Source organism: Rhodococcus sp. IEGM 1372 (assembly GCF_030056835.1).
In the GTDB taxonomy this organism is placed as follows: domain Bacteria; phylum Actinomycetota; class Actinomycetes; order Mycobacteriales; family Mycobacteriaceae; genus Rhodococcoides.
On sequence record NZ_JASHKS010000003.1, the window covers coordinates 271,599 to 292,547 of the forward strand.

19 protein-coding genes are annotated in these 20,949 nt (G+C 65.8%); 7 read left to right on the forward strand and 12 right to left on the reverse strand.

The window, feature by feature from the left end; genetic code table 11:
* Window positions 1–4: 4 nt before the first annotated feature.
* The gene (locus QM590_RS05720) at window positions 5–604 is read left to right on the forward strand and encodes a hypothetical protein (RefSeq protein WP_094641852.1); all 600 of its coding nucleotides are present in this window, start codon (window positions 5–7) and stop codon (window positions 602–604) included.
* Window positions 601–1,116 (forward strand): hypothetical protein, encoded by a 516-nt coding sequence (locus QM590_RS05725; protein ID WP_269594132.1) that lies wholly within the window; start codon window positions 601–603, stop codon window positions 1,114–1,116. The genes QM590_RS05720 and QM590_RS05725 overlap by 4 nt, the downstream gene beginning before the upstream one ends.
* A 12-nt stretch (window positions 1,117–1,128) precedes the next feature.
* Here QM590_RS05725 and QM590_RS05730 read toward each other — a convergent pair whose 3' ends face one another.
* Genes QM590_RS05730 through QM590_RS05740 form a run of 3 tightly spaced genes read right to left on the reverse strand, consistent with a single transcriptional unit; the run spans window position 1,129 to window position 3,612 of the window.
* Window positions 1,129–2,313 (reverse strand): SPFH domain-containing protein, encoded by a 1,185-nt coding sequence (locus tag QM590_RS05730; protein WP_068050491.1) that lies wholly within the window; start codon window positions 2,311–2,313, stop codon window positions 1,129–1,131.
* A gap of 3 nt (window positions 2,314–2,316) precedes the next feature.
* Window positions 2,317–2,748 carry an NfeD family protein gene (locus tag QM590_RS05735; RefSeq protein ID WP_032378478.1) on the reverse strand — a complete coding sequence of 144 codons (432 nt, stop codon included), beginning with the start codon at window positions 2,746–2,748 and terminating at the stop codon, window positions 2,317–2,319.
* Window positions 2,749–2,802: 54 nt separating this feature from the next.
* Complete coding sequence (locus QM590_RS05740) at window positions 2,803–3,612, reverse strand: DUF3097 domain-containing protein (protein WP_269594235.1); 810 nt, start codon at window positions 3,610–3,612, stop codon at window positions 2,803–2,805.
* A 76-nt stretch (window positions 3,613–3,688) separates the two neighbouring features.
* Here QM590_RS05740 and QM590_RS05745 point away from each other — a divergent pair, with 76 nt between their 5' ends.
* Window positions 3,689–4,516: an Rv1486c family protein gene (locus QM590_RS05745; RefSeq protein ID WP_269594133.1), complete on the forward strand. Its 828-nt coding sequence runs from the start codon at window positions 3,689–3,691 to the stop codon at window positions 4,514–4,516.
* Between the two features lie 35 nt (window positions 4,517–4,551).
* Here the strand turns inward: QM590_RS05745 and QM590_RS05750 are convergent, their stop codons facing one another.
* The 8 genes from QM590_RS05750 to QM590_RS05785 form a co-directional block, all read right to left on the reverse strand.
* Window positions 4,552–5,631, reverse strand: a complete 1,080-nt coding sequence (locus QM590_RS05750) for a ferrochelatase (protein WP_269594134.1) — start codon at window positions 5,629–5,631, stop codon at window positions 4,552–4,554.
* 103 nt (window positions 5,632–5,734) lie between these two features.
* The gene (gene inhA, locus QM590_RS05755) at window positions 5,735–6,559 is read right to left on the reverse strand and encodes an NADH-dependent enoyl-ACP reductase InhA (protein ID WP_032377850.1); all 825 of its coding nucleotides are present in this window, start codon (window positions 6,557–6,559) and stop codon (window positions 5,735–5,737) included.
* Between the two features lie 60 nt (window positions 6,560–6,619).
* Entirely contained in the window at window positions 6,620–7,342 is a 723-nt protein-coding gene (fabG1, locus tag QM590_RS05760) for a 3-oxoacyl-ACP reductase FabG1 (RefSeq protein ID WP_068050494.1), read from the reverse strand.
* A gap of 66 nt (window positions 7,343–7,408) precedes the next feature.
* On the reverse strand, window positions 7,409–8,401 hold the full coding sequence (locus QM590_RS05765; RefSeq protein ID WP_269594135.1) for a VWA domain-containing protein: 993 nt from the start codon (window positions 8,399–8,401) through the stop codon (window positions 7,409–7,411).
* Window positions 8,398–9,369, reverse strand: coding sequence for a DUF58 domain-containing protein (locus QM590_RS05770; protein ID WP_269594136.1), 972 nt, complete (start codon window positions 9,367–9,369; stop codon window positions 8,398–8,400). Before QM590_RS05770 ends, QM590_RS05765 begins: the two co-directional genes overlap by 4 nt.
* A 20-nt stretch (window positions 9,370–9,389) precedes the next feature.
* Window positions 9,390–10,727: an AAA family ATPase gene (locus QM590_RS05775; RefSeq protein WP_269594236.1), complete on the reverse strand. Its 1,338-nt coding sequence runs from the start codon at window positions 10,725–10,727 to the stop codon at window positions 9,390–9,392.
* Window positions 10,728–10,848: 121 nt separating this feature from the next.
* Entirely contained in the window at window positions 10,849–12,384 is a 1,536-nt protein-coding gene (locus QM590_RS05780) for an NlpC/P60 family protein (protein WP_269594137.1), read from the reverse strand.
* 439 nt (window positions 12,385–12,823) lie between these two features.
* Complete coding sequence (locus tag QM590_RS05785) at window positions 12,824–13,366, reverse strand: Rv1476 family membrane protein (protein WP_269594138.1); 543 nt, start codon at window positions 13,364–13,366, stop codon at window positions 12,824–12,826.
* A 348-nt stretch (window positions 13,367–13,714) separates the two neighbouring features.
* Here QM590_RS05785 and QM590_RS05790 point away from each other — a divergent pair, with 348 nt between their 5' ends.
* Together QM590_RS05790 and QM590_RS05795 are read left to right on the forward strand one after the other, a co-directional pair.
* The gene (locus QM590_RS05790) at window positions 13,715–16,525 is read left to right on the forward strand and encodes an aconitate hydratase (RefSeq protein WP_269594139.1); all 2,811 of its coding nucleotides are present in this window, start codon (window positions 13,715–13,717) and stop codon (window positions 16,523–16,525) included.
* A 113-nt stretch (window positions 16,526–16,638) separates the two neighbouring features.
* The gene (locus QM590_RS05795; RefSeq protein ID WP_068282405.1) at window positions 16,639–17,214 is read left to right on the forward strand and encodes a TetR/AcrR family transcriptional regulator; all 576 of its coding nucleotides are present in this window, start codon (window positions 16,639–16,641) and stop codon (window positions 17,212–17,214) included.
* 14 nt (window positions 17,215–17,228) lie between these two features.
* Here QM590_RS05795 and QM590_RS05800 read toward each other — a convergent pair whose 3' ends face one another.
* Window positions 17,229–18,860 (reverse strand): ABC-F family ATP-binding cassette domain-containing protein, encoded by a 1,632-nt coding sequence (locus tag QM590_RS05800; RefSeq protein ID WP_269594140.1) that lies wholly within the window; start codon window positions 18,858–18,860, stop codon window positions 17,229–17,231.
* Window positions 18,861–19,015: 155 nt separating this feature from the next.
* Here QM590_RS05800 and QM590_RS05805 point away from each other — a divergent pair, with 155 nt between their 5' ends.
* Window positions 19,016–19,804 carry an SDR family oxidoreductase gene (locus QM590_RS05805; RefSeq protein ID WP_269594141.1) on the forward strand — a complete coding sequence of 263 codons (789 nt, stop codon included), beginning with the start codon at window positions 19,016–19,018 and terminating at the stop codon, window positions 19,802–19,804.
* A complete protein-coding gene (locus QM590_RS05810; protein WP_269594142.1) occupies window positions 19,801–20,946 on the forward strand; it encodes a lycopene cyclase family protein in 1,146 nt (381 codons plus the stop codon). Before QM590_RS05805 ends, QM590_RS05810 begins: the two co-directional genes overlap by 4 nt.
* Window positions 20,947–20,949 lie beyond the last annotated feature (3 nt).

The following is a 20,949-nucleotide window of genomic DNA, read 5'->3' on the forward strand; positions in this document are numbered from 1 at the left end:
TCCGATGTTCGTACTGACCGTGGACCAGCGCCGCAGTAGGCGCGATATCGATCGCGTACCCGAACTGCTCGATCGCTACCGCGACCACGAGCTGATCCGTCCCTTCGAGCGAACCGCAGGAGACGAAGTGCAAGCCGTCTGCGAGGAGGCCGCCATCGTCGTCTCGATCGCCCTCGAACTGGTATCCACCCCGCACTGGAGCGTGGGCATCGGCATCGGCTCCGTCGAACTCCCGCTGCCCGAGACCACGCGCGCCGGACGCGGACCGGCGTTCGAGGCAGCCCGAGACGCCGTGACCAGAGCCAAGAACGCACCGGCTGCACTCGCCGTCAGCGGCCCCGACGCCGCTGCCGCCGAGGATGCGGAGACCGCATCGACCCTGGTTGCGCTGCTCGTCGGCAGACGCTCGGACCAGGGCCGAGAAGCAGTCGAACTCATGGCTCGCGGGTTGTCGCAGACCGACGCGGCCGAACGACTGAAGATCAGCAAACAAGCCATGTCGCAACGACTCTCGGTAGCCGGCTGGCACGTCGAGAACGCGGGCCGCACCCTGGCGACTCGCTTGCTCGACACCGCGAACACGACGGAAAGCCATCGGTCATGATCGTCGCCACCCTCGTGCTGCTTGCACTGACCGCAATCGCCGCTACGGTCCCCGCCGGCACCGGAATTCGCCGATGGTTGCCCACCGCCGCCGCGTCGAGTCTGCTCGCGGCAGCGGCAGTCCTGGCCACTGTCGCCGGACCGGCCTACGGTCTCGGCCACGCCATCGGAGTGGTCCTGAGCGTCGTCGCTGCGGCCCTGGGTGGAACAGCAATGGTGCCCACCGTTTTTCGCGTCGCACGACGACGAAGCGACCCGACCGGAGAAGATCCGGTCGAGCCGCTTCGTGGTGGACTGACCATCGGCATCCTCGAACGCGTGGCCGTTGCCGTGTCGATTCTCGCCGGTTGGCCGGAAGGGATCGCCATCGTGCTGGCAGTCAAGGGACTCGCGCGCTATCCCGAACTGCGCGAATCCCATGCCTCCGAACAGTTCATCATCGGCACCTTCGCCAGCGTGCTGTGGGCCCTGGCCGCTGCCGGCGTCGGCGTCGGAACTGCCCTGATCAGCTGATCAGGGCGGACCTCAGCGCTGTTCCGGCTCCGCCTCGGGCGACGCCGCCAGGGCACCGAGATCCAGCCCTTTGGAGAGTTCGGGAGACGCAGCCAGCGACGTGTCGACCGGCTTGCGCGCCACTGCTTCTGCCGCCTTGACCGCCTCGGCGACCGCCGGATCGGTCTTGGTCTCGAACCATTCGGCGACCTCGTCGGAGTCGTCCTCCGGCTTGGGCTCGTTGCCCGCCGACTCGTTGGGCTCGTAGCGGAAGACACCGTCCTCGCCGGGCGCACCGAGGGTCTTGGCGAAGCCCTTGAGCGCATCGCCGAAATCGCTCGGAATCATCCACACCTTGTTCGCATCGCCCTGCGCCATCTGCGGCAGGGTCTGCATGTACTGGTACGCGAGCAACTCGGGGGTCGGCTTGCCGGCCTTGATGGCACCGAACACCTTCTCGATGGCCTTGGCCTGGCCCTGGGCCTCGAGATACTTCGCAGCTCGATCACCCTGCGCCCGCAGGATGCGCGACTGCCGCTCACCCTCGGCGGTGAGGATGGACGCTTGCTTGCCACCCTCGGCCGCGAGAATCCGACTCTGCTTGTCGCCCTCGGCGGTCTTGATCGCCGACTCACGATGGCCCTCGGCAGTGAGGATGGTCGCTCGCTTCTCGCGATCGGCCTTCATCTGCTTCTCCATCGATTCCTGGATCGAGGGCGGCGGATCGATGCTCTTGAGCTCCACTCGGGCCACTCGCAGACCCCAGCGGCCGGTCGCCTCGTCCAGCACGACGCGGAGTTGACCGTTGATCGAATCACGCGAGGTGAGCGTCTCCTCCAGCGTCATTCCGCCGACGACGTTACGCAGTGTGGTGGTCGTCAACTGCTCGACGCCGACGATGTAGTTGTTGATCTCGTACACGGCCGATTGCGGGTTCGTCACCTGGAAGTACACGACGGTGTCGATCGACACGGTCAGGTTGTCCTTGGTGATCACCGGCTGCGGGGGAAACGACACGACCCGCTCACGCAGGTCGACCTTGGCGCGGATGCGGTCGACGAACGGCACGAGGAACGTGAGCTGTCCGGACACGGTGCGTGTGTAGCGGCCCAGCCGTTCGATGACGGCGGCCTCGGCTTGCGGGACGATCGAGATGGATTTGGCCATCAACACCGCAACGAACGCGACGATGACAGCCAGTGCGATGAGTGCTTCCACTGGCTACGGTCCCTTCCATACGACGGCGGTAGCGCCGTCAATTTCCATCACGGTCACGGTGGTGCCAGGGGCATAGACCTCGGTCTCGTCGAGAGGACGAGCCGTCCACACCTCACCACCGAGCTTGATCTGGCCTTCGTGGGCAGTGACCTGTTCGAGAACGACCGCACTCTTACCGGTGAGCGCCGCCATGCCCATCGGGGTATCGGGCGGATTCGCGAAGCGCCGCAACAGAATCGGCCTCAACCCGAGCACCAACGCCAGTGACAGGACACCGAAGACGATCGCATCGGCCCACACCGGGAAATCCGTCAGAGCAGAGACACCGGCAGTGCCGAGCGCACCGCCGGCAATCATCAGAAGAAAGAAGTCGCCCGTCAGTGCCTCGGCACCGGCGAGCACCACTGCCGCTATGAGCCAAATGATCGCTGCCACAGCCTCCATACAATCATGAATCGGACAATTGCCGGTGCGTTGCTGGACACAGCCCTACTCGGTCACGAAGTCGACCAATTGTTCGACGGCACCGATCAACGGTGCCTCGAGATCCCGAAAGCTCGACACCGACGAATACACCCGACGCCACCCCTCCCTGGGAGTACCCCACCCCAGCTCTCGGCAGATCCCGGTCTTCCAATCCTCGCCGCGCGGAATCTTCGGCCACGCAGCGATTCCCACGGCCGCAGGCTTCACCGCTTCCCAGACGTCGATGAACGGATGACCGGTGACCAACACGTGCTCACCCAGCGACCTCGTCAGCTTCGACTCCTTGGACCCGGTCACCAGATGATCCACCAGCACTCCGACGCGACGGCCGGGGCCAGGACCGAAATCGGCCAACCGCTCCCCCAGATTGTCCAGACCCTCCAGATGCTCGACGACCACGCCCTCCACCCGAAGATCGTGTCCCCACACACTTTCCACCAGGGCCGCGTCGTGCACGCCCTCGACCCAGATGCGGCTCGCACGGGCCGTCCGTGCCCGCAGCCCCTCGACTTTGGTGGAACCGGACGCGGAGCGCGTCTGCTGCGGCGCTGCAGCGGCGGGCTTCGGACGCACCAGAGTCACCCGGCGTCCGTCGATCAGGAAGGCTGCCTCGCGCAGGGCGAACAGCCGCGTCGTACGGGCACCGTCCTCGAGACGGACGAAATCTCCGTCGTAGGTGCGCTCGAAGCCGACCACGGCACCGCAGTACCCGGTGCCGGCATCTTCGACGACCAATCCACGGTCGGCCGACACCTCCGGTGCCGGAACCTTGCGCATGCGACTGTGCCCTCTGAGAATGTCTCCGCCGTACATGTCGTTCACGGCGACCAACGCTAGCGACACCGGCGTCTCCAGCACGGTTCGCCACGCCGACCTATGCTCGTGAGTCGTGTGTTCCTCTAGCGCAAGTCTCGCCCTGTGGGCCGGTTCCTGGCTGGCCGGTTCCAGCTCGCCCGACGACGTCATCGACGCGATGTCCGAGTGGGCACCGATGCATCTCGTCGGTGCGGGTGATCCGGACGCAGCCAACGATTTCGGGCTGCAGTACCCCAGCTACGCCGAGGGAATAGCGGGCTTGCTGCCTGCGATCAGAGCGGCCGCAACTGCGTCGACGCCCACGGCCGGGGACGACCGGATCAAGCTCGTTCTGCCCGCCCCCGGCGCGGTGAGCGGCCTCCCCGCCAACACGGACTTCTCCCGAGCTGCCCTGAACACCGGTCAAGCGGTGGTGATCGGTACCTCGGGCAACACCGGGATCGGGTTGGTACCCGTCGTCGAGGGGCCGGATGTGTTGCGTTGGACCGTCTACTCGATCGTCGTCCCCGAGCACGGTCATCGGGATCGGGGGTTGGGTGAGGCCGAGTACGAGATGCGTGAGGCCGTCCGCGGTGCGGCCGACGCTCTCGCACGGATGCAGTCGCTACCCACCCGAACCCTCGACGCCGATCCGCGCACTCGTATCGCCGAGTTGATCGCCGACGCGGCGCGGCATCGCTACCCCGCAGACATGTCCGACAGGGCGTTCCGCGTCCTCGAATCGGCGGATCGGGTGGCCGCCATTCTGACGGTCGCGGCGGGATCGGCTCCGTCGGAGGCACCGACCGCGTCGGCAGCTGCAGCACGGGAAGAACTCGTTCGACCGCTCTGGGCTGCGGTGCGCACCGCACGCACCATCGCGGTCGCGACCAGCATCGAAGCGGCGATGCATTCCGCCTGACACCGACGTCCGGACGCGGTGTCAGGCGGCAACGTTCACGACGTGGCAGCGGCGGGCCGGGAGGGCCTGGTGGGCTGCTCACAGCAACCGACGGCGCAGCGACTGCCGTCCAGTGTCGAGCCGTAGCCGGGCACACTGCCGAGACCGCGGCATCGGCCGCCGACTCGGTATTCGTCCACCAGCTCGCGGATCATCCGTGGGAAACGCGCGTCGGATCCGGGAGTGCCTGCGCGCGCGAAGGCCATGCCGAGTTCGCGAGCCTTCTCCTCCGCTTCGGTGTCCAGATCCCACACGACCTCGAGATGGTCGGACACGAATCCGATCGGACACACGATCACGGCGTCGACGGACTTCTCCGACAGCGCTTCGAGATGATCACAGATGTCGGGGTCGAGCCACGGCATCTGCGGGGGCCCGGAGCGGGACTGCCAGACCAGGTCGTAGTCGTCGACGCCCGACGCGGCTGCGACCAGCCTCGAGGCCTCTGCCACCTGACGGCTGTAGAGGTGACCGCCGTCCTCGGGCGGGCCGGCGTTGGCGTCGGCGGCCGAGGGAATGGAGTGTGCGGTGAACACCAGACGCGCGCCGGCGCGGTGTTGCTCGGGCAGTGTGGCTCGCGCCGATGCGACGGCGTCGCTGAACGCGTCGACCATCAGCGGGTGGTCGTAGTACTGCCGGATCTTGAGCAGATGCGGCGCATCGTCACCGACGGCGGCGCGGGCCCGGGCGATGTCCTCGTGGTACTGCCTGCATCCGGAGTATCCGCCCCACGCGGAGGTGGGAAACACGAGTGCGTTCCTGATTCCGTCCGACTTCATGGTCGCGACGGTGTCCTCGATCATCGGATGCCAGTTGCGGTTTCCGAAGTAGATCGGCAGATCCACTCCGGCGGAATCGAATTCGACACGGAGGGCGTCGATGATGTCTCGGTTGAGCCGGTTGATCGGCGAGACGCCCCCGAAGTGCATGTAATGCTCGACGACCGCGTCGAGCCGCTCGGGCGGCACTCCACGTCCGCGAGTGACGTTCTCCAGGAAAGGGCGTACGTCGGCGGGCTGTTCCGGCCCGCCGAACGAGAGCACCAACAATGCGTCGAAGTCTCCAGGGGTGGTCATGTGTCCATTGTGCCCCCGTCGCCGACCGGCCCCGGTGGGGGTCCGATCGGCGATCGAAACCTCTCGGTGGGCGAAACCACGTGCGGTTCCGCCCACCGCGGTGTCACATGTTCTCGGGGAGGTACGTGTTGTGGCTGGCTCCACCGTCGACGTACACGATGGATCCGGTGGTGCCGGGCAGCCAATCGGACAGCAGCGCGACGATCGACTTCGCGACGACGGTCGGATCGTTGACGTCCCAACCGATGGGAGCGGCGCCGTCCCAGTAGACGTTGAGCTGGTCCATCTTGGCGGCATCACCGGTCGCGGTACCCGCAATCGCCTTGGCGGCGAGAGTCCTGATCGGCCCTGCTGCAACAAGATTGGAGCGGATGCGCTTGGCTGCGCCCACTTCCCGTGCCACGTAACGGTTCACCGACTCGAGGGCGGCCTTCGCCACACCCATCCAGTTGTAGTACGGCATCGAGGTGCGCGGATCGAAGTCCATTCCGACGATGGAGCCACCCTCGTTCATGACCGGGAGCACGGCGCGCGCAAGCGACGCGTAACTCCACGCAGAGATCTCGAATGCCCTCGCGGCATCGGGTCCGGGGCCGTCGAGGAACGGCTTCGCATCGGGGCCCATGAGGGTGCGGGGCGCGAATGCGATCGAGTGCAGAACCCCGTCGATACCTTCCGGTGCCACTTCGCGTACGCGGTCGGCCAGCGCCGCGAGGTGCTCCTCGTTGGTGGCGTCGAGCTCGATCGCCGGGGGCACCTCCTTGGGCAGACGCTGCGCGATGCGGTCGATGAGTCGGAGTCGATCGAACCCGGTGATGATCACCTTGGCACCCTGCTCCTGCGCCATGGCTGCAGCGTGAAAAGCGATCGAGGCGTCGGTGATGATGCCGGTGATGAGAATGGTCTTGCCTTCGAGCAATCCGCCCATAGTGCTGTATTCCTTAATTCGGAGGTGTACGTCTGTCGAAATCGTTGTGCGAGTAGGACTTCAGTGCCCCATGCCCATACCACCGTCGACGGGAATGACCGCACCGGACACGTACGACGAGTCAGGTCCGGCAAGGAAGCTCACCACTGCCGCAACGTCCTCGGGCTGACCGAGACGCTGGAGGGGGATGTATTCCTTCGCCTTGCCGCGCAAGTCGTCCGAGAGTTCTGCCGTCATGTCGGTTTCGATGAAACCCGGGGACACGACGTTCGCCGTGATGGAACGCGAACCCAGTTCCCTCGTGATCGATCGAGCCATTCCGATGACGCCCGCCTTGGACGCTGCGTAGTTGATCTGCCCCGGTCCGCCGGCCATGGCCACGACAGAACTCAGGAAGATCATCCGACCCCAGCGCGCGCGCAACATGGCTCGGTTGGCGCGCTTGGCGACGCGGAAGGCTCCGGTCAGGTTCGCGTCGATCACACGCTGGAACTGGTCCTCGGTCATACGCATCAGCAGCGTGTCGTCGGTGATGCCGGCGTTGGCCACGAGCACCTCGACCGGTCCCTGCTTCTCTTCGACCTCCTTGAAGGCCGCGTCCACCGAGGCGGAGTCGGTGACGTCGCAGACGACTCCGAACAGCCCGTCGGGAGCGCCGGAGCCACGGTGGGTGACGGCCACCTTGTGGCCGTCGGCTTGGAGCCGCTGGGCGATGGCAAGACCGATTCCCCGGTTACCTCCGGTGACGAGTACCGATCGCGCGATGAAGTCAGGTGTGGACATGCCTAGCAACCTATCTGTTCGTCCTGGAATGACAAAGCGAAACTTACTGGTGAGTAAGAACAACGATCACGGGAGACGTTGCCGCATCACCAATGCCGAACCGAGGCCGACCGAGATACACAGGACGCCGAGTATCAGCCACGGACGCGACGCGTCTCCGCGGGTGATCTCGAACCCGATCTGTTCCTCGAGGGTGTCGTAGACGTCTCTGAGATCCTCGAGCGACGACGCGGAGAAGAAGCTGCCGCCGGACAGATTCGCGATCTCCCGCAACGACGGATCGTCGACCGGTACGGGTACACGTTCGACGCCGTTCTCGTCCTCGATCTCGACGGAGCCGTAGCTCGTGCCGAACGAGATGGTCGAGATGGGCACGTTCTTGTCCTTGGCGGCACGCGCCGCGGTGTACCCGCCGCGGGGGTCGTCGAGGTTCTGCGGAACGGTCTGCTTACCGTCCGAGAGCAGCACGATGCGCGCAGGCGGTGCCGCGTCGCCGCCGCCGAGTATCGCGCCGAGAGTGTCGATCGACTGGAGCGAGGTGAAGATCGACTCGCCGGTGGCCGTTCGTTCGCTGAGTTGCAACCTGTCGATGGCGGATTTGGTGGCCTCGCGGTTGGCCGTGGGCGAGACCAGGACGGACGCCGTTCCGGCGAACGCGACCAATCCGAGATTGATGCCGGGCGTCAGACCGTCGGCGAAGGATTTGGCTGCTTCCTGCGCGGCTGCCAACCGAGTCGGCTCCACGTCGGTGGCCTCCATCGACAGCGACACGTCGATGACGAGCATGACGGTCGCTCGGTTCCGTGGCACCCGCTGGTCCGCCGTGGGACCGGCCAACGCGACGGTCAGGAACATCAGGCCGACCAAAACCAGTGCCGTCGGCAGGTGTCGCAGCCGATTGGGCCGATCCGGCGCAACGGACTCGAGCAGTTCCATGTTGGAGAACCGCAGCACGTGCTTCTGCTTGCGCCGCTGGATCACGACGTAGCCGACCGTCAGTGCGATGACGACGACGAGAAACCCCAGCCACCACGGCGAGGCGAAATCGGTGAGGCTCATCGCGGTGCCCGCGCAGTGTTGGTGAACCCGGACCCGATGGTGTGCCTGCGTGCGGTCACGAACCGTACGACGTCTGCGATCCAGTCACCGTCGGTGCGGAGCGTCAATCGGGGTGCGCCGCAACGACGTAGCGCCTTCTCGACGTCGTCGCGGTGTGCTGCAGATGCGCGCGCGAAATCTGCACGCAGCCGAGGCGTGGTACTGAATTCGCGAGTGCGGCCGGATTCCGGATCGTGGAGAACCACGTCACCGACGTCGGGCAGTTCCAGATCACGTGGGTCGAGTACCTCGACGGCCAGCACGTCGTGTCGAGCGGAGATGGCCCGAAGCGACCGCTCCCAATCGATCGGCCCGAGGAAGTCGCTGATCACCACAGCCATCCCGCGGCGGCGTTCGGGCCGTCGCAGCGCTTCGATGGCAGCGCGCAGGTCACCGCGCACACCGTCGGCCGCAGCCGGCGTCGTGGCAATGGCACGGAGCATCGACTGAGTGTGCACGCGTCCGCCGCGTGCCGGAATGCGGTTGGTCTCGGAACCGGTGGCCACCACCGCGCCGATTCGATTACCGCCACCGCCGGACAGATGAGTGATGGCGGCCGAGGCCGCGACCGCGAGATCGCGCTTCTCGCACCCGGTGGTGCCGAAGTCGAGGCTGGCCGACAAGTCGACGACGAGCCAGGTCTCCAGCTCGCGGTCGGCCACGGACTGCCGCACGTGCGGATGCGTCGTACGCGCGGTGACCGACCAGTCCATCTGGCGGACGTCGTCGCCCGGCTGGTATTCCCTGGCGTCGCCCGGTTCCGAACCGGGACCGGGAATCAGCCCGAGATGATCGCCGTGCAACACCCCGTCCAATCGGCGGCGGACGGTCAGCTCCAAGGTCCGCAGCGCGGCAGCCAGTTTCGGATCGCGCAGTTCACCCGATCGGAAGGACGGCGGCCGAGAGACGACGGCACGGGATGCGGTCACGGAAGCGGTGTCGGATCCGCTCACTGCCCCGGCGTACCGATCGCCGATCCGTCACCCGACGGCTTCTGCAACGACGGTGCCGGCTGACCGTACTGACCGCCCTGTGGCTGCTGCTGGGGTCCGGGCTGCTGCGACGGAGGCATCTGGCCCTGCACGGGAAACTGCCCCGGAGCGGGAAACTGGCCGGGATGCTGACCCTGGCTCGGGTAGGGACCCTGTGGCTGACGTCCGTCGAAGTGTGGGCCGTCCGGAGCGGCTCCGTTGCTCTGCGGCACCGGTACCGCCTGCGGTGACACCTGCGGCAACCCGACGGTCTGCAGCACCCTGGAGATGACCGTCTCCGGGGTCACCTCGTCGGCCAGAGCGTCGTAGGACAACACGAGACGGTGCCGGAGCACGTCGGGGATGACCTCGAGAACGTCCTGGGGAACGACGTAGTCGCGACCACGGAGCAGAGCCAGTGCGCGGGAGGCGGCGATGATGCCGAGCGTCGCACGCGGCGATGCACCGTAGGCGATCCAGCTGGCCACGTCGTCCATGCCGAACTGCTCGGGAGTTCGAGTAGCAGAGATGACCCGCACCACGTAGTCGACGAGCGCATGGTGCACGAACACCGAGCTGGCCAGATTCTGCAGGCGAACCAACTCGACCGGGTCCAGGATCTGCTTGGGCTCGGGGGCTTTGATTCCCATGCGGTAGACGATCTCGCGCTCTTCCTCGACCGTCGGGTAGTCGACCACGATCTTGAACAGGAATCGGTCTCGCTGCGCTTCGGGAAGGGGGTAGACACCCTCGTTCTCGATGGGGTTCTGCGTTGCCATCACCAGGAACGGATCCGGCATCGGGAACGTCTTGCCGCCGATGGTCACGTGTCGTTCTGCCATGACCTCGAGCAGAGCGGACTGAACCTTGGCCGGTGCACGGTTGATCTCGTCGGCCAGCACGAAGTTGGCCACGACGGGTCCGAGTTCGGTGTCGAACTCCTCACGACCCTGACGGTAGATGCGAGTGCCGACGAGGTCGGTGGGAACCAGGTCGGGCGTGAACTGAACTCGCGAGAACGAGCCACCGACCACACGTGCGAACGTCTCGACGGCAAGGGTCTTCGCGACGCCGGGAACACCCTCGAGCAACACGTGTCCGCGGGCGAGCAACCCCACCAGAATGCGCTCTACCAGCCGATCCTGACCGACGATCACGCGCTTGACCTCGTACACGGCTTTCTCGAGAAGCTGGACGTCCTCGGCCAAGGCCGGACTGTCCACCCGCTTCGGCTCCACACCCGGTGGATTCGACGTCTCGGACTCGACTCGCGTCGACCCCTCGTCGTTCGAAATCCGGCCGTCACGTGATGTCACCAAGAATTCACCGCTTTCAGTCGATCGTCGTCGGGCACGTTTCATACCGCCGCAATCAACTATTCCAGGTGTTCGGCACGCGCGCCGAAAGGCACCCCCGACGCGCGCGCCGGATCCGCGCTCAAGACACCATGCGCACGGCGTACGGCGTCATTCCGCTGTATCGCACGTCGGACACCTTGACCACCGAACCCGACTGCGGAGCTTCGAGCATCTTGCCGTCGCCGAGGTAGAGCGCGACGTGTTGGCTGGCGTTGGGTCCGTAGAAGATCATGTCGCCCCGCTTCATCTCCGAGGACGGCACCTGCTTACCCGCTGTGTACTGGTAACCGGTGTAGTGCGGCAACGAGATCCCCAGGCCCGCGAAGGCGTAGATCATCAGCCCCGAGCAATCGAAGCCAACCTTGTTGTAGTCGCCGTAGCTGTCCGCGACTCCGCCGTCCCTGATGCCCTTGGTCGGTCCGTTCTCGTCGCCGCCACCCCACGAGTACGGCACGCCGAGTTGACTCATGCCGCGGTCGATCGCCAATTCGACGGCTGCGCTTCCGGTCACCGACGGGGTCGTGGACGTCTTCGGTTTGGCGGGCGTCTTCGGCGTGGTGGGAGTGCTCGGCATGGTCGGGGTGGTCGCGGTGGAACTGTCCGAGTCGGTCGATGTGCTCCAATCCTCGTCCACGTCCACGTCCACGTGTGAACGCTGGCCCTCGGCGATGGCCGCCGCGCGCTGTTGCGCCGCCAGGTTGGCCGATACTCGCGCCGCTGCCTGCACGGCAGCTTCCTTCGCTGCGGCCGTGGCGGCGGCGATGGCCGCATCCTCGGCCGCCTTCTGCGCCTCCCAGGTGCCGTACGCCGCACGCTGATCCTGCAGACCGGCGACGTTGCTGCGGGCGGCGTCGAGTTCGGTCTGCGCCGAGTCGCGCTGTGATTCGATCGTGGCCTTACGATCGGCCTCTGCCTGCAGCGCTGCCTGCGCCTCGGCGATGGCCTGTTCGGCCTCTGCTTTCTTGGCCTCGGCTTCCGAGGCGGCCGCGTCGGCCTGCTGCTTGGATTCACGCGCCGCCGAATCGCGGTTCGCCTGCTCGGTACGGGCCCGTTGCAAGCCGTCGAGTACCGCGTTCTGGCTGTTGGAGAGCACCTTGAGGACCTGGGCGCGGTCCAGGACATCGTCGGGTCCGCTGGATCCGAGGAACGATGCCATCGAGGCAACCCCGGAGCCCTGGGTGTAGCTGGATTTGGCGAACTCGTCGAACTTCTTCTGGGCTGCCTGGATCTGGGTGCCCGCATCGGCAAGAGCCTGCTGCGCGGCACCGACGACGGCCGCAGCGACATCGGCCGCGTCACGCGCATTCTGCAGATCGACGAGGGCCTTGTTGACGCCTTCTCGCTTCGAGGCGACCTCGTCGTCGAGTTGGGCGAGTTGCTGGTTGGCCGACGCGATCGCGTCGATCAGCTGACCCACCTGGCCGAGGCTCGAATCGACGGCGCTGCCTGCGGCGGCGAGATCGGTGTCCGAGGGGTTGGGCGGTGGCGGAGGTACCGCGGCGGCAACCCCGGGAAGGGTCGCCGTCAACGCGAGAACGAGGCCTACGCCCACCAGCACGAATCGGGTACGGACGAGTGCACGGCGGTGAGTTCCGCGGACTTGACGTCGGCTCACAAATGTCTCCCTCGGGTCCGGCACTCACTCGGGTTCGCGTCGAACCGTCGTGCCGTCGAGGTGCTCTCCGTCCTCCACCCCGATCGCAGGTGACGGTGAGCGTTCTCGCCGGGCAGGAAAGAAACACGCAGCGATACGACAGGTGCGAACCACGTCAGTCACACCCGAAGCAGTGGCCTCCCGAGTTCCCCACGGATGACAACCGCCTTCTGCGACACTCCTTCCCCAGCAGTGCCAATGGCACCGTACGACACTTCGCACCCTAAGGAAACTCCAGTCACAAATGACACATTGGTAATTCCACCAGGCACAACGCCGTGAACTCGGGGTTTACCGGAAACAATTTTTCCGACTTTTTCGGACGACCTCACGGTCATGATCGCGACCGGGTCCGACAGTGCGGGTGTCGGTCACTCGAACGACACGCGCAGGAGAGTGCTCAGTCGCTGACGGACTCGCTGTGAGCGTGATCATTCGACTCCGAACGAGAGCGGTATCTGCGGACCTTGACGGCAGCGGTCAGGGTCGCGACCGCGGCAACGACGATGACCAGGCCGCCGGTGAGAAGGCCCCACGGCGTCTGGTCCTCGACGAGGGTGTCGACGAAGTTGTCCGCGGCGACGACGTGGTTGCCGGTGTAGGTACGGTCCTGGCCTGCTTCGAGGGTCACCCGACTGATCGAGTCGCTGAACGTGCCCACCTGACCGGGACTGAGCACGAGAACCGTGCCGCCCTCACGCGCTCCGACAGCGGTGGCGAGGTCGCGAAGTTGCGACTCGTGGCGAGGTTCGGTCGGCACGATCACGATGCTCAGGTCGATGCCGTGGTCCTCGGCACGCGCGACGGCCGCAGACAACCCTGCTTCTTCGTCGCCGGGGGCACTGACACCGGACTCGCGGACCGTGGCGACGATGCTGTCGACGTCCAGACCTGCCGGTATGTCGGTGGCAAGTGGGGAAACGGCGTGAATCGGCTCAGGCATCTCTCGTCCAGTCGGTAGGAACCAGTCGGATCGAACCCTACGTCACCGCCGCGCCCGTACCTGGTAGGCCCGCAGGTCCGATGCAACTACTGAGGTCGCCCTTCATTGCGCAGCCGGGAGCACTACGTGAGGATCGTCCTGTGGATCGGTCTCGCGACACCCACCGAGGACCGGACCGCAGGTTTTCACAGGACAAGCGTACTGTTAGACTTCCATCGAGACACCGACTGTGCGTCCGCCTCGAACTCTCGTTACCGAGATTCGAGGCCGAGGCCCGCAGTCGGAGCCTCGCTTCAACCGTCGACACAGCCCCGTCGGCGGTGTGCCTCATAGACGAGTGGAGCTGAAGTGACCGCAAGTAAAGATTCATTCGGTGCAAAGGGCACCCTCGAAGTCGGCGAGAACTCGTACGAGATCTTCCGACTGTCGGCTTTGCCCGGTGCCGAGAAGTTGCCCTACGCACTGAAGGTCCTCGCGGAGAACCTCCTTCGCACCGAGGACGGTGCGAACATCACCGCCGACCACATTCGTTCGATTGCCTCGTGGGATCCGTCCGCAGAGCCGAGCTTCGAAATCCAGTTCACCCCTGCACGCGTCATCATGCAGGACTTCACCGGTGTTCCGTGCATCGTCGACCTCGCCACCATGCGTGAAGCCGTCACCACCCTGGGCGGCGACCCCAACAAGGTCAACCCCCTCTCCCCCGCCGACATGGTCATCGACCACTCGGTCATCCTCGACGTCTTCGGCCGCGCCGATGCTCTCGAGCGCAACGTCGACCTCGAGTACGAGCGCAACGGTGAGCGCTACCAGTTCCTGCGTTGGGGACAGGGCGCATTCGACGACTTCAAGGTCGTCCCCCCGGGCATGGGCATCGTGCACCAGGTCAACATCGAGTACCTCGCACCGACGATCATGACCCGCAAGGGCCAGGCCTACCCCGACACCTGCGTCGGCACCGACTCGCACACCACGATGGTCAACGGCCTCGGCGTGTTGGGCTGGGGCGTCGGCGGCATCGAAGCAGAGGCGGCCATGCTCGGCCAGCCCGTCTCGATGCTCATCCCCCGCGTCGTCGGCTTCAAGCTCTCCGGCGAGATCCAGCCCGGCGTCACCGCGACCGACGTGGTGCTGACCGCAACCGAGATGCTGCGCAAGCACGGCGTCGTCGGCAAGTTCGTGGAGTTCTACGGCGAAGGCGTGGCCGAGGTTCCGCTGGCGAACCGCGCCACCCTGGGCAACATGAGCCCCGAGTTCGGTTCCACCGCAGCGATCTTCCCGATCGACGAGGAAACCATCAACTACCTGCGCCTGACCGGCCGCAGCGACGAGCAGCTCGCTCTCGTCGAGGCGTACGCCAAGGAACAGGGCATGTGGCACGACCCGGAGAACGAGGCCGTGTACTCCGAGTACATCGAACTCGACCTCAACACGGTCGTGCCGTCCATCGCAGGCCCGAAGCGCCCGCAGGACCGAATCCTGTTGTCCGAGTCCAAGGTTGCGTTCCGCAAGGACATCCACAACTACGTCGAGGAGAACCACCCCAAGCACGAGGGTGACAGCAAGCTCGACGAGGCCCTCGACGAATCGTTCCCGGCCAGCGACTCCGCTTCGCTGAGCTTCGCCGAAGAGGATTCCGTCGACGTTCGTTCTGCCGCATACGGCTCCGAGGGTCGTCCGAGCAAGCCGGTTCGCGTCACCACCGACGAGGCAGGCGAATTCGTGCTCGATCACGGCGCCGTCGTGGTCGCGGGCATCACCTCCTGCACCAATACCTCGAACCCGTCGGTCATGCTCGGCGCGGCACTGCTCGCCCGCAACGCCGTCGAGAAGGGCCTGTCCACCAAGCCCTGGGTCAAGACCAACATGGCACCCGGCTCGCAGGTCGTCACCGACTACTACGAGAAGGCCGGCCTCTGGCCGTACCTCGAGAAGCTCGGCTACTACCTCGGCGGTTACGGCTGCACCACGTGCATCGGCAACACCGGTCCCTTGCTCGAGCCGATCTCGAAGGCGATCAACGACAACGACCTCTCGGTCACCGCTGTGCTGTCGGGTAACCGCAACTTCGAGGGCCGCATCTCCCCCGACGTCAAGATGAACTACCTGGCCTCACCGCCGCTGGTCATCGCCTACGGCCTCGCGGGCACGATGGACTTCGACTTCGAGACCGACGCCCTCGGTGAGGATCACGAGGGCAACCCGGTGTTCCTGAAGGACATCTGGCCGTCCACGCAGGAGATCGAAGAGACCATCCAGTCCTCGATCAGCCGGGACATGTTCACCAAGTCCTACGACACCATCTTCGCCGGCGACAGCCGCTGGCAGAACCTGTCGACCCCCGAGGGCGACACGTTCGAGTGGGATCCCAACTCCACGTACGTGCGCAAGCCTCCGTACTTCGACGGCATGACGATGGATCCGGCTCCGGTCGAGGACATCAAGGGTGCACGCGTCTTGGCCCTGCTCGGCGATTCGGTCACCACCGACCACATCAGCCCGGCAGGCCCCATCAAGGCAGGCACGCCTGCCGCGCAGTACCTCGATTCGCACGGTGTCGAGCGCAAGGACTACAACTCGCTCGGTTCGCGTCGTGGAAACCACGAGGTCATGATTCGCGGAACGTTCGCGAACATTCGCCTGAAGAACCAGCTCCTCGACGACGTCTCGGGCGGTTACACCCGTGACTTCACGCAGGACGGTGGACCGCAGTCCTTCATCTACGACGCGTCGCAGAACTACCAGAAGGCCGGCATCCCGCTGGTCGTGCTGGGCGGCAAGGAGTACGGCAGCGGCTCCTCGCGCGACTGGGCGGCCAAGGGCACCTCGCTCCTCGGAGTCAAGGCCGTCATCACCGAGTCGTTCGAGCGCATCCACCGCTCCAACCTCATCGGCATGGGCGTCGTTCCCCTGCAGTTCCCGGCCGGTGAGAGCGCAGCGTCGCTCAAGCTGGACGGCACCGAGACGTTCGACATCGTCGGCGTCGCTAAGCTGAACGAAGGCACCACCCCGAAGACGATGACCGTCATCGCCACCAAGGAAGACGGCTCCAAGGTCGAATTCGAGGCCGTGGTTCGCATCGATACCCCGGGTGAAGCGGACTACTACCGCAACGGCGGCATCCTGCAGTACGTGCTGCGCAACATGATCAGAGGCTGAGTGCGCGTCGTCTGACGTATGCCTCGAACGGCGATGGGCCCGGAACCGACAACGTGTTTCCGGGCCCATCGCCGTATCGGTCGAGGCCCTCATCGAAAGTAGGAAACCCACACGTGCCCAAGGTCAGCGAAGACCACCTGGCCGCCCGTCGAAGCGAAATTCTCGACGGCGCGCGCAAGTGCTTCGGCGAGTTCGGTTACGAGGGCGCGACGGTACGGCGCCTGGAAGAGGCCACCGGCCTGTCGCGCGGAGCCATATTCCACCACTTCAAGGACAAGGACGGTCTCTTCCTCGCGCTGGCGCAGGAAGATGCCCGACGCATGGCCGAGGTCGCGTCCACCCAGGGTTTGGTGCAGGTGATGCGAGACATGTTGGCGCAACCCGAACAATTCGAGTGGCTCGGAACGCGGCTCGAGATCACCCGACGACTACGCACGGACGCGGACTTCCGGAGCAGCTGGGCCGAACGGTCTGCAGAGCTGACCGACGCGACACTGGGGCGACTCGAGCGTCAGAAGACCGCAGGAAGACTGCGCGACGACATTCCCAACGACGTCCTCGCCGACTACCTGGATCTCGTGCTGGACGGCCTGGTGGCGCGCATCGCGTCGGGCCACGGCAGGTCCAACCTCTCGGCGATCCTGGACCTGGTCGAGGAATCGGTTCGCAGGCAAGACCGATCGGAATGACCCTGGCGAGCGGGTCAGGCCAGCTGGATCAGTTCCAGGTACTCCTGCGACCAGTGGTCCTCGGTACCGTCGGGAAGCAGAATCACCCGCTCGGGTGAGAGCGCTTCGGCGGCACCGGGATCGTGGGTGACCAGTACGACGGCACCCTTGTAGCTGCGGAGTGCGTCGAGGACCTGCTCGCGTGAGATCGGGTCGAGGTTGTTGGTTGGTTCGTCGAGCAGCAACACGTTCGCCGCCGAGGACACCAAGCCGGCGAGTGCCAGGCGGGTCTTCTCACCCCCGGACAATGTCCCCGCAGGCTGGTCGAGCTGGGGACCGGTGAACATGAAGGCTCCCAGGAGCGACCGCAGTTCCTGCTCGCCGGTGTCCGGTGCCGCGTGCCGGATGTTCTCCCAGACCGACGCGTGGTCGTCGAGGGTGTCGTGTTCCTGTGCGAAGTATCCGACGCGCATGCCGTGGCCCGGCTCGATCTCGCCGGTGTCGGCCTTCTCGGTTCCGGCCAGGATCCGGAGCAGCGTCGTCTTGCCCGCACCGTTGAGCCCGAGCACCACGACACGGCTGCCTCGGTCGATGGCCAGGTCGACGCCCGCGAAAATTTCCAGCGATCCGTACATCTTGGTCAAGTTCTTCGCCATCAGCGGCGTCTTGCCGCACGGTGCGGGCTCGGGGAAACGGATGTGCGCCACCTTGTCCGACACCCGTTCGGCGTCGAGGTTGGCGAGCAACTTGTCCGCGCGCTTCGCCATGTTCTGTGCCGCAACGGCTTTCGTTGCCTTGGCCCCCATCTTGGCGGCCTGCACCCGTAGCGCGCCGGCCTTCTTCTCCGCGTTGGCGCGCTCACGGCGGCGACGCTGCTCGTCCGTGGCGCGGGCGTCGAGGTACTTCTTCCAGTTCATGTTGTAGATGTCGGCTTCGCCGCGCACTGCGTCGAGGAACCACACCCGGTTCACCACGTCTCCGAGCAGTTCGACATCGTGACTGATCACGATGAGTCCGCCCTCGTGGCCCTGCAGGAATCCGCGCAACCAGGTGATGGAATCGGCGTCGAGGTGGTTGGTGGGCTCGTCGAGCAGCAATGTGGTGTTCGAGCGTCCGCCACTGCCGTCGGACGCGGCGAACAGAATTCGAGCCAGTTCGACGCGTCGGCGCTGACCACCGGAGAGGGTCCGCAGCGGTTGACCGAGGATGCGGTCAGCCAGACCGAGGCTGTTGCAGATTCGGGCCGCCTCGCTCTCGGCCTCGTAGCCGCCGAGGGATGCGAACCGCTCTTCCAGTTCGCCGTACTTGCGCACGGCCTTGTCGAGCAGCGCCTCGTCTGCGACCTCGGCCATCAGTGCCTGCTGCTTCTCCATGCTGTGCAGGAGGGTGTCCAGGCCCCGGGCCGAGAGCACTCGATCCTTGGCCAGCACGTCGAGGTCGCCCTCTTTGGGATCCTGCGGAAGGTAGCCGAGCTCTCCGGTACGCACGACCTCGCCCGCGTACGGCTCTCCCTCACCTGCCAGGATGCGCAGCGTGGTGGTCTTGCCTGCACCGTTGCGGCCCACCAACCCGATGCGGTCGCCTGCCTGTACGCGGAGCGCGGGCCCCTCGGTGGACAGAAGGGTCCGCACACCGGCACGAACTTCCAGGTCGGTGGCGGTGATCACGCGTGCGCTCCTAGCGATTGCCGAACAAGACCGTTGCCCGTCGACCGACGGGCGAACTCAGGTGTGCCGGCGAACGGCACAGCAAACCCCCATTTTAGCTCAGCATTCACGTGCCCTCACCCAGGAACGACGGTGACACCGGTAACGTCTGATCGATGACCGACGCCCCCGAAACCGTCAGCCCGTCCAGCGCGCCGATCCCCGACCTGGCCGGGCGCACCGCACTCGTCACCGGCGGCAGCCGAGGCATCGGCAAGGCCATCGCCGCGGAACTGCTCGCTCGCGGCGCGAACGTCGCCATCACCGCACGCAAGCGCGAACCACTCGTTGCGGCGGCAGCAGAGCTCGGCGATTCCGTGCTCGCGATCGACGGCAACGCAGGCGACCCGGAGCACCGACGCACCGCGGTGGCGAGCACGGTGGAGACCTTCGGTTCGCTGGACATCCTGGTCAACAACACCGGTATCAATCCCGTCTACGGCTCGCTGATGGATGCCGACCTGGCGGGTGTGAGCAAGATCTTCGACACGAACGTGGTGGGCACTCTCGGCTTCGTCCAGCAGGCGTTCCATGCCTGGATGGGCGAGCACGGCGGCGCGGTCGTCAACATCGCGAGCGTGGCCGGCATCCGCTCGACCGGGGTGATCGCCGCGTACGGCGCATCCAAGGCCGCTCTGATCCGCCTCACCGAGGAGCTCGCCTGGCAGCTCGGTCCGAACATTCGAGTCAATGCCGTGGCACCGGGCGTGGTGAAGACCAAATTCGCCGAGGCCCTCGTCGCCAACGGAGAAGACGCGGCAGCGGCCGGCTACCCGATGAAGCGTCTGGGGAACCCGGAGGACGTGGCTGCGTTGGTGGCCTTCCTGGTGTCGGACGCCTCCTCCTGGATCACCGGCGAGACCGTGCGCGTGGACGGTGGTTTGCTCGCCACCGGCGGAATGTGAACGATTACTCGGCCGACGTCGCGGTCGTCGGACTCGGTCCCGCCGGGCGGGCGGTCGCCCATCGATGTGCCGAGGCCGGACTCGATGTGATCGCAGTCGATCCACACCCGTCGCGTACGTGGACACCGACGTACTCCGCCTGGGCCGACGAGTTGCCGTCATGGTTGCCCGAGACCGCGGTCGCCTCGACTGCGCGCAAACCCGCGGTGTGGACCGATCACCAGCGGATCATCGACCGGACGTACTGCGTGCTGGACACACCTGCGCTGCAAGCGGCCTTGTCGGTCGACCGCGTGCGGGTGCTGGCCGCGACGGCTGTCGACGTCACCGGTTCCCGGGTGACGACCGCCGACGGCTCCATAGTCGATGCCCGTCACGTCGTCGACGCCCGTGGCACACTCGATTCGCGCGACCTCGCCCAGCAGACCGCCTACGGGATCGTCGTCGAACGCGACCGCGCCGAACCGATCCTCGAAGGGGCCGACGCGTGGTTCATGGACTGGCGCACCGACAACGGCGCTCGGCACGGCGAAGCCCCGAGTTTTCTGTACGCCGTGGCACTCGACGACGATCGAATCCTGCTCGAAGAGACCTGCTTGGTGGGCCGACCCCCGCTGGAACTCGCAGTTCTTCGATCGCGGCTGCACCACCGTCTGACGTATCGCAACCTGGAACCGACCGGCAAGGAGGATGTCGAACGAGTCCGCTTCTCGGTCGAACCGCCGCCTCGGTCGCAACAGCACACCGGCCGAGGCGGTCCGGTGCTGTTCGGCTCTCGCTCGAATCTGATGCATCCCGCCACCGGGTACAGCGTCGCGGCGTCGCTGGCGTCGGCGGATCACCTCGTCGAGCGATTCCGAGGTGGCGGTCGGTCGCGCCCGATCCGCCCGGTGCACGTCTGGACGGTCCAGAAGCTTCGTAACCTCGGTCTGCGCACGGCACTGGCTCTCGAACCCGAGATGGTCCCCCAGTTCTTCTCCAGCTTCTTCTCGCTCCCGGTCGAACTGCAACGCTCGTACCTGTCCGGCCACGACGACGCATTCGGGACGATGACCGCGATGCTGAAGATGTTTCCGACGCTTCCGGCGTCGGCCAGGCTCGCGATCGCGCGAACGATAGTGCGCACGCCGGGCCGTAGCTGAGTT

Bases quoted from the DNA above. Each gene is read 5' to 3' on its own strand.
- QM590_RS05720 (WP_094641852.1), top strand. From the start codon at position 5: ATGTTCGTACTGACCGTGGACCAGCGCCGCAGTAGGCGCGATATCGAT.
- QM590_RS05725 (WP_269594132.1), top strand. From the start codon at position 601: ATGATCGTCGCCACCCTCGTGCTGCTTGCACTGACCGCAATCGCCGCT.
- QM590_RS05740 (WP_269594235.1), bottom strand. From the start codon at position 3,612: ATGTACGGCGGAGACATTCTCAGAGGGCACAGTCGCATGCGCAAGGTT.
- QM590_RS05750 (WP_269594134.1), bottom strand. From the start codon at position 5,631: ATGACCACCCCTGGAGACTTCGACGCATTGTTGGTGCTCTCGTTCGGC.
- inhA (WP_032377850.1), bottom strand. From the start codon at position 6,559: ATGGGCGGATTGCTCGAAGGCAAGACCATTCTCATCACCGGCATCATC.
- fabG1 (WP_068050494.1), bottom strand. From the start codon at position 7,342: ATGTCCACACCTGACTTCATCGCGCGATCGGTACTCGTCACCGGAGGT.
- QM590_RS05765 (WP_269594135.1), bottom strand. From the start codon at position 8,401: ATGAGCCTCACCGATTTCGCCTCGCCGTGGTGGCTGGGGTTTCTCGTC.
- QM590_RS05785 (WP_269594138.1), bottom strand. From the start codon at position 13,366: ATGCCTGAGCCGATTCACGCCGTTTCCCCACTTGCCACCGACATACCG.
- QM590_RS05805 (WP_269594141.1), top strand. From the start codon at position 19,016: ATGACCGACGCCCCCGAAACCGTCAGCCCGTCCAGCGCGCCGATCCCC.